The sequence below is a fragment of the Pseudomonas fluorescens genome (genome assembly GCF_001708445.1).
Taxonomy (GTDB): Bacteria; Pseudomonadota; Gammaproteobacteria; order Pseudomonadales; family Pseudomonadaceae; genus Aquipseudomonas; species Aquipseudomonas gorinensis.
In genome coordinates, this window is sequence record NZ_CP015637.1 from 2,587,090 (window position 1) to 2,597,999 (window position 10,910).

Annotated in this window: 12 protein-coding genes; 5 read left to right on the forward strand and 7 right to left on the reverse strand. The window is 60.7% G+C overall.

What is annotated here, in order from left to right; all coding sequences use genetic code 11:
• Positions 1–16: 16 nt before the first annotated feature.
• Positions 17–925: a LysR substrate-binding domain-containing protein gene (locus A7317_RS11635; RefSeq protein ID WP_069075858.1), complete on the reverse strand. Its 909-nt coding sequence runs from the start codon at positions 923–925 to the stop codon at positions 17–19.
• A 152-nt stretch (positions 926–1,077) separates the two neighbouring features.
• Between A7317_RS11635 and gspG the strand changes: the two genes are divergently transcribed.
• Positions 1,078–1,524 (forward strand): type II secretion system major pseudopilin GspG, encoded by a 447-nt coding sequence (gene gspG / locus A7317_RS11640; protein ID WP_069075859.1) that lies wholly within the window; start codon positions 1,078–1,080, stop codon positions 1,522–1,524.
• A gap of 103 nt (positions 1,525–1,627) precedes the next feature.
• Positions 1,628–1,972: a hypothetical protein gene (locus A7317_RS11645; RefSeq protein WP_069077388.1), complete on the forward strand. Its 345-nt coding sequence runs from the start codon at positions 1,628–1,630 to the stop codon at positions 1,970–1,972.
• Between the two features lie 63 nt (positions 1,973–2,035).
• Here the strand turns inward: A7317_RS11645 and A7317_RS11650 are convergent, their stop codons facing one another.
• Positions 2,036–2,272: a hypothetical protein gene (locus tag A7317_RS11650; protein ID WP_027606489.1), complete on the reverse strand. Its 237-nt coding sequence runs from the start codon at positions 2,270–2,272 to the stop codon at positions 2,036–2,038.
• Positions 2,273–2,499: 227 nt separating this feature from the next.
• Between A7317_RS11650 and A7317_RS11655 the strand changes: the two genes are divergently transcribed.
• Positions 2,500–3,057, forward strand: coding sequence for an NADPH-dependent FMN reductase (locus A7317_RS11655; RefSeq protein WP_024075114.1), 558 nt, complete (start codon positions 2,500–2,502; stop codon positions 3,055–3,057).
• Positions 3,058–3,112: 55 nt separating this feature from the next.
• On the opposite strand, the gene poxB is transcribed toward A7317_RS11655, so the two are convergent.
• Positions 3,113–4,837 (reverse strand): ubiquinone-dependent pyruvate dehydrogenase, encoded by a 1,725-nt coding sequence (poxB, locus tag A7317_RS11660; RefSeq protein WP_069075860.1) that lies wholly within the window; start codon positions 4,835–4,837, stop codon positions 3,113–3,115.
• Positions 4,838–4,914: 77 nt separating this feature from the next.
• On the reverse strand, positions 4,915–6,147 hold the full coding sequence (locus tag A7317_RS11665; RefSeq protein WP_069075861.1) for an NADH:flavin oxidoreductase/NADH oxidase family protein: 1,233 nt from the start codon (positions 6,145–6,147) through the stop codon (positions 4,915–4,917).
• Positions 6,148–6,218: 71 nt separating this feature from the next.
• On the opposite strand from A7317_RS11665, the gene A7317_RS11670 reads away from it, so the two are divergent.
• Positions 6,219–6,623, forward strand: coding sequence for a MerR family transcriptional regulator (locus A7317_RS11670; protein WP_069075862.1), 405 nt, complete (start codon positions 6,219–6,221; stop codon positions 6,621–6,623).
• 325 nt (positions 6,624–6,948) lie between these two features.
• On the opposite strand, the gene A7317_RS11675 is transcribed toward A7317_RS11670, so the two are convergent.
• Both A7317_RS11675 and A7317_RS11680 read right to left on the reverse strand, forming a co-directional pair.
• The gene (locus A7317_RS11675) at positions 6,949–7,443 is read right to left on the reverse strand and encodes a DUF934 domain-containing protein (protein ID WP_024075118.1); all 495 of its coding nucleotides are present in this window, start codon (positions 7,441–7,443) and stop codon (positions 6,949–6,951) included.
• Positions 7,427–9,085, reverse strand: a complete 1,659-nt coding sequence (locus A7317_RS11680) for a nitrite/sulfite reductase (RefSeq protein ID WP_024075119.1) — start codon at positions 9,083–9,085, stop codon at positions 7,427–7,429. Before A7317_RS11680 ends, A7317_RS11675 begins: the two co-directional genes overlap by 17 nt.
• Positions 9,086–9,507: 422 nt before the next feature.
• Between A7317_RS11680 and A7317_RS11685 the strand changes: the two genes are divergently transcribed.
• Positions 9,508–10,575 (forward strand): ABC transporter substrate-binding protein, encoded by a 1,068-nt coding sequence (locus tag A7317_RS11685; RefSeq protein WP_069075863.1) that lies wholly within the window; start codon positions 9,508–9,510, stop codon positions 10,573–10,575.
• On the opposite strand, the gene A7317_RS11690 is transcribed toward A7317_RS11685, so the two are convergent.
• Positions 10,572–10,787, reverse strand: coding sequence for a DUF2970 domain-containing protein (locus A7317_RS11690; RefSeq protein ID WP_024075121.1), 216 nt, complete (start codon positions 10,785–10,787; stop codon positions 10,572–10,574). The genes A7317_RS11685 and A7317_RS11690 overlap by 4 nt on opposite strands.
• Between the last annotated feature and the right edge of the window lie 123 nt (positions 10,788–10,910).

Sequence of the window (10,910 nt, forward strand, 5' to 3'; positions counted from 1 at the left end):
GCGCGCAAGCTCGCGCCTACAGGGGTTTTGCCTCGCCAGAGAGAAGGCCTTCGGCTTTCTGCGTGACAATCTCCAGCAATGCATTCAACGCCGGTGAGGTTGCGCCATCCCTGAGTGTCAGTGCGTACAGGTTGACCAGGATCGGCGGCGACACCGGGCAGGTATCGAGCCCGGCCTCCCGCGCACCGAATGCGGTGAACGGATCGACAATCGCCAGGCCTTCACCGGCCTCCACCATGCTGCGCATCATCTGGTAGGTCTGTACCCGCGTCTGCACCACCGGCAGCGGGCGCAAGGCTTGCAGCTTGGCGTCCAGCAGGCGGCTCAGCGGGTCCTGGCCTTCCAGCCCGATCATCGACTGCCCGGCCAGGTCCTGTAGCGCAATGTACTTCTGCTTGGGTTTCAGCCAGCCATGGGGTGCGAGCAGTTGCAGCTTGCCCTGGGCCAATACGGTGCTTTGGATTTGTGGGTGTTCCGGGTCATGCAGGCTCAGGCCCACATCGGCTTCGTGCAGCAACAGGCTTCTGACGATTTCCCGGGTCGGCTGGCTCGACAGGTTGCACGGCGTGTCCTGGAAGCGGCGGCGCAGCACCGCGATGCTTTGCGGCAACAGTTGGTTGGCCAGCGGCGGAGTGCACAGGGCGCGCAGTGTGGGGGCGTGATGGTGCTTCAGGCGGCTGGCCAGGCGTTGTATGGGCTCCAGCGCTTCATAGAGGTGGGCGATTTCGGCCTGCAGTTCCAGGGTTTCCCGGGTTGCCTGCAGGCGCCCGCGTACACTGGCAAACAGCATGAAACCCATTTGCTGCTCGGCATCCTTGAGCGTGGCGTCCACATCGCCCACGGGGAGTTGCAACCATTCGGCGGCCGTGCCGAGGTGTCCGGTCTGCAAGATAGCCTGAATCACTTCGATATGACGTAAACGCATGGCCGGAGTCTAGGGTCAGCCGTGCAGGGATTCAATGGCCTGTCAAAAAACAGCGTGAACGTTGATTCGCGTCGACTAACGTTGGCCTTGCGCAACTGCAACAAGCAGGTCATATAACGAGCGTATCAACCGAGAGACAAGGGGGGCTCACCATGCCTGTAGCAATCGCAGTCGGCAATTTGCGCACCCATCGCGGCTTTACGCGGTGGGCGGTGCTGGTAGTACTGGTCATCATCGGCTTGCTGGCCCTGGCGTTGGGGCCGCGGCTGTTTGGGGAGGTGACCCTGATGGAAATTGCCACGGCCAAGGCCCAGGTCGCCGAGTTGGGCAAGGCTGTCGAACAGTTTCATAACGACACGGGGCGCTACCCGACGGATAAGGAAGGCCTGGAGGTGCTTGTCCAGCAGCCTGCAGGCGAGGTGAAGTGGAAGGGCCCTTACATCGACGAGGATCTGCTGAACGATCCCTGGGGGGTTGCCTATCAGTACCACTTTCCGCCGAGCCAGCCCCAGGTCTCGTTCGATCTGTTCTCATTCGGCAAGGACCGGACATTGGGCGGTGTCGGGGATAACAAGGATATTACCTACGGAGCCAACTGATTCATCTGGCATTACCCATCGACCTGATTAGAATGGCTCGTCTGATCACTAACGACCAATGCCGGTTACCCGGTACTTACAACAAAAACAGGTCTGGTCTCAAATGCCGATGCCCACGAAATTCCTCGGGGTAACGGCCAGGCAACTGCTGGTCATGGTGACCGTGGGGTGCGTGGCCGCTTATCTTTTCAGTAATCACGATGACGCCACGCCCGAAAGCCTTGCACGGGTTGCCTTTATCCGTTCACAGGAACAGGTGAGCGAACAAGTCGGGGCGATATTGGGCGTCACGCTGGTGCGGCAGGTGGTGGCGTATCCCGCGTACGGCTCGCCGGGCTACCAGCGCTTGATGTATGCCGTTGAGGGCGAGAAAGGGCAACTGATGGTGACGCTCAAGCAGATCGAGGGGGATCAGGGGATTGAAGTCACGGAGATTCGCCGTCCGTGATCGCCCGGCCCAGTCAATGCCGTCAATGGCCAGGACTGAGCAGGTACGCTCGGGTGATCAATCTTATGAGGCGAGGGTGGTTTGCGATTCGCGGACGATAATGGTCCCCGACTGGATCAGTTTGAATTCATCGCCTTCCAGTTTCTCTACACGGTCGCCAATGGCCAGCTTGTAGGTGGTGGTGGGTGCCGAGCCAGCCAGGTCGCCTTGCGCCGGGTTGGATTCCTGGAACTCATGCACCGAATACACACGTCCTTCTGCGTCTCTGGCATGAAACTGTCCGACTAATACTGCTGCCATCTGTTTAGAACCTCTGGAGATAAACACTCGATTTTCGGTTCTGTAGACCGTCGTAGAGCGGGGTAGTTTACCTATTGAAAAAAAATACTATTCGCTGATGTTTTCAGATGCGTCCTACGTAAGGAGCTACGAGGCAAACGCCTGGGGATTATCAAAACCCTCTGGTGAACCCGCCGCGAAGACTCTATAACTACAAGCTCCTTTAGTCAGACGTCGGGAAAACCTCAATGAGCAAGGTCTACACGATTGCCGTCCTGGTTGGCAGCTTGAGAAAAGAGTCGATCAACCGCAAGGTCGCCTTGGCCTTGGCCGAACTGGCCCCAGCCAACCTCACATTGAAAATTGTCGAAATTGGCGATTTGCCGCTCTACAACGAGGACATCGACGGAGCATCACCGCCCGCAGCCTACAGTACTTTCCGTCAACAGGTACGTTCATCCGACGCGGTGCTGTTCGTAACCCCGGAATACAACCGTTCCGTGCCCGCCCCGTTGAAGAATGCGATTGACGTGGGTTCGCGCCCTTACGGGCAAAGTGCCTGGAGCGGCAAGCCGGGGGCGATCATCAGCGTCTCGCCAGGGGCAATTGGCGGGTTTGGCGCCAACCACCATCTGCGCCAGTCCCTGGTGTTTCTCGATGTGCCGTGCATGCAGCAGCCGGAAGCCTATCTGGGTGGGGCTGGCAATGTGTTCGATGACGCTGGCGCGGTATCGGAAAAGACCAAGCCGTTCCTGCAGGCGTTTATCGATGCCTACGGCAAATGGGTAGAAAAACAGAGCGCTTGAATCGGCACTGATTATCCAATGTGGGAGGGGGCTTGCCCCCTCTCACAGTACTGGATCAGCGCAACCAGTTGGTCCGCGCCAACTCGATCACCTCATCCCCCCGTCCACTCATGACCGCCTTGAGCATGTACAGGCTGAAGCCCTTGGCCTGTTCCAGCTTGATGCTCGGTGGCATCACCAGCTCTTGCGTGGCGGTGACCACGTCCACCAGCACCGGGCCATCATGGGCCAGGGCGCGGCGCAGGGCCGGTTCCAGGTCTTCGGATTGCTCCACACGAATCCCCAGGATGCCCATGGCATTGGACATGGCCGCGAAGTCCGGGTTTTTCAGCTCGGTACCGGCATCCAGATAGCCGGCCGCTTTCATTTCCATGGCGACAAAACCCAGCGACGAGTTATCGAACACGATGACTTTCACTGGCAACTTCAGTTGCGCCAATGAAATGAAATCGCCCATCAGCATGGCAAAACCCCCGTCGCCCGACATCGAGATCACTTGCCGGCCGCGGAAGGCGGCCTGGGCGCCGATGGCCTGGGGCATGGCGTTGGCCATCGAGCCGTGGTTGAACGAGCCGATCAGGCGGCGCTTGCCGTTCATTTTCAGGTAGCGCGCCGCCCACACGGTCGGAGAACCGACATCGGCGGTGAAGATCGCATCGTCGTCGGCCAGCTCGCTGAGCAAGCGCGCGACGTATTGCGGGTGAATCGGCCGGCCGGCCTTGGACGGTTGCGCCAGGTCATCCAGGCCCTGGCGAGCTTTCTCGTAGTGCTTCAAGGAGGTCTCGAGGAAGCTGCGATCGGTCTTGCGGGCCAGGCGCGGCAGGAGCGCGCCGATGGTCTCGCTCACATCCGCCGCGATGCCCAGGTCCAGGGTGGCGCGACGCCCCAGCGCCTGCGGGTTGCGGTCGATCTGGATGATTTTCGCGTCAGTGGGGTAGAACTGGCGGTACGGAAAGTCAGTGCCGAGCATGATCAGCGTGTCGCAGTCGAGCATGGCGTGGTAGCCGGAGCTGAAACCGATCAGGCCGGTCATGCCCACGTCGAATGGGTTGTCCCATTCCACATGTTCCTTGCCGCGCAGGGCGTGTACGACCGGTGCGCCCAGAGCGTCGGCGAGCGCCACCACTTGGGCATGGGCGCCGGCACAACCGCTGCCGCACAGCAGGGTGACTTTCTGGCTGCTGGCGAGGATTTCGCCGAGGCGCTGCAGGTCTTGTTCCGCTGGCAAGGTGCGGGGTGCATGCAGGGCCGGCCAGGGCTTGAGCGTGTTCTCGACTTCCAGCAATGACACATCCCCCGGAATCACCACCACGGCCACGCCGCGATTGAGGATCGCCGAGCGCATGGCACGGTGCAGCACGTGCGGCATTTGCTCAGGGTTGGTCACCAGCTCGATAAAGTGGCTGCATTCCTTGAACAGCTCCTGGGGGTGGGTTTCCTGGAAGTAGTTCAGGCCAATCTCGGAAGACGGGATCTGGGCCGCGATCGCCAGCACCGGTACATGGTTGCGATGACAGTCGAACAGGCCATTGATCAAATGCAGGTTGCCCGGCCCGCAACTGCCAGCGCACACCGTCAATTCACCGGTGGCCGCCGCTTCGGCACCGGCGGCGAATGCGGCGACTTCCTCGTGGCGAACGTGCATCCACTCGATGCTGTCCATGGTGCGCAACGCATCGGTGAGGCCGTTGAGGCTGTCGCCGGTCAGGCCCCAGATGCGCTTGATGCCCGCCTGCTCAAGGGTGGTCGCCAGTTGTTGGGCCAGGTTGATTTTCGCCATGAAGAACTCCAATCGTCAGTGAGGGTAAAAGCTGCTGATCAGTAGAGGACAGTTCGATCACGGCGAATGCTCCGCCTTTAATGTGAAGATTGCGTCATGGTCGCGCGGTATTGCCGGGTGCGCCGCGCGATAAACCACTGGTCGCGCAGCAGCGCCAGCCAGGGGGCGACATTGGCATCGGGCCGGCGGCCACGGCTCAGGCGGCGCATCTGGTCACGCACCACGGCCAGGGTGGCGAGGGCGGCCAAGGGTTTGCGCTGCCAACTGACGGGTTTGAGTTGCGGGTTGAGGTCGCGCCCCTCGTGCCAGTGTTTGATCAGTTGCGGTTCCAGGGTCAGGGCGGTAGCAATGCCGGCCATGGCGATACCGCTGTCCAGCACCTGTTGCACGATGGGCAGGCGGCGAATACCGCCGGTGACCATCAGCGGCATCTTGGCGATGGTCGCCAGCTCTTTGGCAAACTCCAGGAAGTAGGCTTCACGGGCCAGGGTGCGACCGTCCCGCGCTTCGCCTTGCATGGCTGGCGCTTCGTAGCTGCCTCCGGACAATTCCAGCAGGTCGATGGGCAGGGGGTTGAGCATTTCCACCACTGCGCGAGCATCGGCCTCTGCGAATCCGCCGCGCTGGAAATCCGCCGAGTTGAGTTTTAGCGCGAGGCAAAAGGACGGGCTGACGCTGGCACGAACCGCGTGGATCACCTCCAGCAGCAGGCGCGCGCGGTTCTCCAGCGAGCCACCCCAGCGGTCAGTGCGCTGGTTGCTCAACGGCGACAGAAACTGACTGAGCAGGTAGCCGTGCGCGCCGTGGATCTGCACCCCGGTGAACCCGGCTTTCTCGGCCAGGCGTGCGCTGGTGGCGAAGCGTTTGATCACGTCCTGAATGTCGTCCTCAGTCATCGCCTTGGGCTTGGCAAACATCTTCGAAAAGCTGCCCAGGTCCAGTGCAATCGCGGAGGGCGCCAGGGCTTGCTGACCGAGGTTGGCCATGGTCTGGCGACCCGGATGACTGAGCTGTACCCAAAAGTGCACGCCCTTGTCGCGGGCCACGTCGGCCCATTCACGAAAGCTGTCCAGGTGTTGTTCGTCTTCGAGGGCAACGCCGCCGGGGCCGGTCATGGCGCGGCGGTCGATCATCACATTGCCGGTCAGCAGCAGGCCGGGCTCACCGTCCGCCCAGGTTGTGTACAGCTGCTTGAGTTCACGGGAAGGTGCTTGATCGGCGTCCGCCATATTCTCTTCCATCGCCGCCTTGGCGATGCGGTTGGCGAGGACCTGGCCATTGGGCAGTTGCAAGGGCTCAAAGGGTGACATGAGTTGACTCCGGAGTGGGGGAGGCCTCAGGCTAAGCTTAAAGTTAACTTTAATGTCAAGCGGGTGTTTTGATGAATATTGGTGAGCTGGCAAAGCGGAGTGGGTTGGCGGCGTCGCGTATCCGCTTTTACGAGTCCGAAGGTCTGATCAGCCAAGTGGGGCGCCAGGCCAATGGTTATCGACGCTATGCGCCCGATGCCTTGCAAACGCTGCAACTGATCCAGAGTGCACAACAGGCCGGGTTTACCCTGCAGGAACTCAAGGCATTGATGCCTGCGCCGGGGGAGCACAAGCGTGAGGAGTTAATAGAGGCGCTGGAGCGCAAGGTGGCGCAGATCGAGGTGATGCAGGCGCAGTTGGCTCATAGCAAGGCGCAGTTGCTGGACGTAATCGAGGCGGTACGGGCGCAGCCGGAAGGCGTGCCGTGCTCCATGGGACAGAAGCAGGTGCTGGCGTCGATCAAGATCGGTGCCTGAAAAAACTCCGATTTGCACCGCCAGGCAGACCCAAATGTGGAAAATCCCACTACCCCGTGGCGAGCGGGCTTGCCCCGCGTTGGGCTGCGCAGCAGCCCCAATAAGAGCGCTGCAGTGTGCCAGGCAGCTCCGGGGCTGTGTTTTGGGGCTGCTTCGCAGCCCAACGCGGGGCAAGCCCGCTCGCCACAGCCACAGCCACAGCCACAAGAGTGCGGGCACACCGAGCCTGGGTGAGGTGCCGAGTGGTGGGGCAAGCCCCCTCCCACATTCAGCGCGGGGCATCCGTTAGAGAGTCGTCAGCTCACGGCAATCCCACATTTGAAGCTCAGCGCCGCCGGAACAGCGGCAGCGGCTCATCCGTTGCAGCCTGGTACGTCACCGAGAAGTCCTTGAGGCTTTCCAGCGCCGCGTACGGGTCTTTGTCGGCGCGCAAGGCGAAGGCATCGAACCCGCAGCGGTGCAGGTAGAACAACTGGTCGCGCAACACGTCGCCAATCGCCCGCAGTTCGCCTTTGTAACCGTAACGGTCACGCAGCAAGCGTGCGTTGGAGTAGTTGCGTCCATCGGTAAAGGCCGGGAAGTTCAGGGCGATGACCTGGAAATGCTCCACGTCGTCACCGATTTCCTCGGCTTCTTCATCGGCGTCCAGCCACACGCCCAGGCCGCCATCACGGGCCTTGAGGGCGTGGCCGTGTTCGCGCCACAGGGCCAAAGGCACGATCAGGTCGTCGCAATTGGAAATGCTGTCGAAGCTCGTGTCCTTGGGCAGCAGGTGCCAGGTTTCATCGATGACTTCGTTGTTCTTAATGATTCGCTGCATAGACGCGCTCCTTGAACAGGTCAATGCCGATGCGCTGGTAGGTGTCGATGAAACGCTCATCTTCGGTGCGCTGTTCGATGTAGACGTCGATCAGCTTGCCGATCACCTCGGGCATGGCTTCCTGGGCGAAGGACGGGCCGAGGATCTTGCCCAGGCTCGCATCGCGGCTGGCGCTGCCACCCAGGGACACTTGGTAGAATTCTTCGCCTTTCTTGTCCACGCCCAGGATGCCGATGTGGCCGACGTGGTGGTGACCACAGGCGTTCATGCAACCGGAGATGTTCAGGTCCAGCTCGCCGATGTCGAACAGGTAGTCCAGGTCGTCGAAACGGCGCTGGATCGATTCGGCAATCGGGATCGACTTGGCGTTGGCCAGGGAGCAGAAGTCGCCGCCCGGGCAGCAGATGATGTCGGTCAACAGGCCGATGTTCGGCGTGGCAAAACCGCTTTCGCGCAGCTCGCCCCACAGGGTGAACAACTGGCTTTGCTCAACGTCCGCGAGAATGATGTTCTGCTCGTGGGAGGTGCGCAGTTGGCCGAAGCTGTAGCGCTCGGCCAGGTCGGCCACGGCGTCCAGCTGCTTGTCGGTGATATCGCCCGGTGCAACGCCGGTCGGTTTCAGCGACAGGGTCACCGCCACATAGCCCGGCTTTTTGTGCGCCAGGGTGTTGCGGGTGCGCCAGCGGGCAAAGCCTGGGTGCTGCTGGTCGAGCGCTGCGAGCTCGGCGTCCTGATTGCTCAGGGCCTTGTACTCGGGGTCGACAAAGTGCTTGGCCACACGGTGCACTTCGGCGTCGGTCAAGGTGGTCTGGCCACCGCGCAGGTGCTCCATCTCGGCATCGACTTTCTGGGCGAACACCTCAGGGGTCAGCGCCTTGACCAGGATCTTGATCCGGGCCTTGTATTTGTTGTCACGACGGCCGTAGCGGTTGTAGACCCGCAGGATAGCGTCGAGGTAGCTCAACAGGTCCTGCCACGGCAGGAACTCGTTGATGAACGCGCCCACCACCGGGGTACGGCCCAGGCCGCCACCCACCAGTACACGGAAACCCAGCTCGCCGGCCGCGTTGTACACCGGCTCCAGGCCGATATCGTGTACTTCGATGGCTGCACGGTCCGAGGTCGAGCCATTGATGGCGATCTTGAACTTGCGTGGCAGGTAGGCGAATTCCGGGTGGAAGGTGGTCCATTGACGGACGATTTCGCACCACGGGCGTGGGTCGATCAGCTCGTCGGCGGCAACCCCGGCGAATTGGTCGGTGGTCACGTTGCGCAGGCAGTTACCGCTGGTCTGAATGGCGTGCATCTGCACGGTGGCCAGCTCAGCCAGGATATCCGGCACATCTTCCAGCGCCGGCCAGTTGAACTGCACGTTCTGGCGGGTACTGATGTGGGCATAGCCTTTGTCGTAGTCGCGGGCAATCTTGGCCATCATGCGGGTCTGGCGCGAAGTCAGTTGGCCATAGGGCACGGCCACCCGCAGCATCGGCGCAAAGCGCTGAACATAAAGGCCATTTTGCAGGCGCAGAGGGCGGAACTCTTCTTCGCTCAGTTCACCTGCTAGGTAGCGTCGGGTCTGATCACGGAACTGCTTGACGCGGTCCTCGATGATGCGCTGATCGTATTCGTCGTATACGTACATATAGGTCCTGTTCTCGGCAAATCTGCGCGCACGGCCGCGCACTCCCAACGGAGCCGGCGCACGATACCAGTTTGCGTTTATGCGCAAAAGTGATGTTTGAGTATATGCAAATAACCAAATTGACTAATGAGAACCGTTATCGAGATACCCACATTTGTCATGCGGGCAATCGTGAACTTTACTGTGATCGTGTTTGAGTGCAATCACCTATAAAACTGACAAGAGGCGATGCAATGAGCAATCCGACAAAAGCCCGTAAACCTGACAGTACCGTTGATGCCTGGGCCATTCTGTTTTTGATCATTCTGGTGGTGGGAACTGCCGTGTTCTGGGTCAGCCACCAATAAAGGACCTTGATTGAGCCTCGATTGGTTTGGGCATTGCCACTATCATGGCGGCCTATTTTCGAGGCTCAAACATTCATGTTGAAGGTGTTGATTACGTGTGTCTGGTTGCTGGGATCGACGTATGGGGTGATGGCTCATGCAACGTCGGTGGTGTTTCTCAATCCGGGCATGTCCACGGAAACCTTCTGGGTCAGCTACACGCAATTCATGCAGGCCGCCGCCAAGGACCTCGGCCTGGAATTGCGCGTGCGTTATGGCGAGCGTAATGCCGACAACACGCTGCTCCAGGCGCGTGAGGTACTGCAAGGCAGCCAGCCGCCCGATTACCTGGTGCTGGTGAATGAGCAATACGTTGCACCGCAGATCCTGCGCATGGCTGAGGGCAGCGGCGTGAAGCTGCTGGTGGTGAACAGCGCGCTGACCCCCGACCAGGTGCAATTGCTGGGAACCCGCAGTAGCATCCGTTTGATCGGCAGCCTGGTCGCTGACGATGAAGAGGCTGGCTACCTGATGCTTCGCGACCTGTTGCGCCAGCATGGCCCGGTTGCGCCCGGTCAATCCCTCGACCTGTTGGCCTTTTCCGGCGTCAAGACCACGCCGGTCGCGCAGTTGCGTGAACAAGGCATGCGCCGAGCGCTGGCCGAGCATCCCGAGGTGCGCCTGCGTCAGTTGGTCTACGGGGAATGGAACCGCGAGCGCGCCTTCGAGCAAGCGACGCAGTTGTTCAAGCGCTACCCGCAGACGGCATTGGTGTGGTCGGCCAGCGATCAGATGGCGCTGGGCGCGATGCAGGCGCTCCAGGCCAGTGGGCGTTTACCGGGAAAGGACACGCTGTTCAGTGCCGTCAACAGCTCGCCGGAGATCTTGCAGGCGCGCCTGGACGGGCGTTTGTCGTCCCTGGTCGCCGGGCATTTCACCGTGGGCGGCTGGGCCATGGTGCTGATCCATGATGATGCAAAGGGCGTGGATATTGGCGCATACGGCGGGCGTGACCGTCAGTTGGCGTTATTCCAATTGATCGATGCCGGCCAGGCGCGGCGCTTGTTGGGGCCGACACCGTCGGTGAATTTTCGCGCGCTGTCTGCCCAGGGCAAGCCGGTGTCCTATCGCTACCCCTTCAGCCTGCGTCTGTTGCTGCGCTAGACGCCGGCCAGGTGCAGCACCAGCTTGACGATCCCAAACAAGGTCAAGGCAAACACCACCGTGAACAGGATGCCCAGAATCACAAAGTGGCTGGGCTTGCCGTGGGTAAAGTCGCGGGCGCGATTCTTGCCGCTCTGTACGCCAAAGGCGGCGGCCAGGACGCTGTGAAGCATCTGTAGAAACGTCGGTGGTTTATTGTTCGAATCGTCCATGAGCTGCCTCACGCACTGGGTTGAATAAGCCATTGCCAGAGCATAGCTCGGCTCTGTATTGGCGGTTAAGTATCTACCCCCAGGCCGCCGAACGGCCGTGATCTTCTGATGTGCTCTTAATGA

What these genes read in the sequence shown, in the direction of transcription:
- A7317_RS11635 (WP_069075858.1), bottom strand. Translation starts at nt 925, where the DNA reads ATGCGTTTACGTCATATCGAAGTGATTCAGGCTATCTTGCAGACCGGA.
- gspG (WP_069075859.1), top strand. Translation starts at nt 1,078, where the DNA reads ATGCCTGTAGCAATCGCAGTCGGCAATTTGCGCACCCATCGCGGCTTT.
- A7317_RS11645 (WP_069077388.1), top strand. Translation starts at nt 1,628, where the DNA reads ATGCCGATGCCCACGAAATTCCTCGGGGTAACGGCCAGGCAACTGCTG.
- A7317_RS11650 (WP_027606489.1), bottom strand. Translation starts at nt 2,272, where the DNA reads ATGGCAGCAGTATTAGTCGGACAGTTTCATGCCAGAGACGCAGAAGGA.
- A7317_RS11655 (WP_024075114.1), top strand. Translation starts at nt 2,500, where the DNA reads ATGAGCAAGGTCTACACGATTGCCGTCCTGGTTGGCAGCTTGAGAAAA.
- poxB (WP_069075860.1), bottom strand. Translation starts at nt 4,837, where the DNA reads ATGGCGAAAATCAACCTGGCCCAACAACTGGCGACCACCCTTGAGCAG.
- A7317_RS11665 (WP_069075861.1), bottom strand. Translation starts at nt 6,147, where the DNA reads ATGTCACCCTTTGAGCCCTTGCAACTGCCCAATGGCCAGGTCCTCGCC.
- A7317_RS11670 (WP_069075862.1), top strand. Translation starts at nt 6,219, where the DNA reads ATGAATATTGGTGAGCTGGCAAAGCGGAGTGGGTTGGCGGCGTCGCGT.
- A7317_RS11675 (WP_024075118.1), bottom strand. Translation starts at nt 7,443, where the DNA reads ATGCAGCGAATCATTAAGAACAACGAAGTCATCGATGAAACCTGGCAC.
- A7317_RS11680 (WP_024075119.1), bottom strand. Translation starts at nt 9,085, where the DNA reads ATGTACGTATACGACGAATACGATCAGCGCATCATCGAGGACCGCGTC.
- A7317_RS11685 (WP_069075863.1), top strand. Translation starts at nt 9,508, where the DNA reads ATGTTGAAGGTGTTGATTACGTGTGTCTGGTTGCTGGGATCGACGTAT.
- A7317_RS11690 (WP_024075121.1), bottom strand. Translation starts at nt 10,787, where the DNA reads ATGGACGATTCGAACAATAAACCACCGACGTTTCTACAGATGCTTCAC.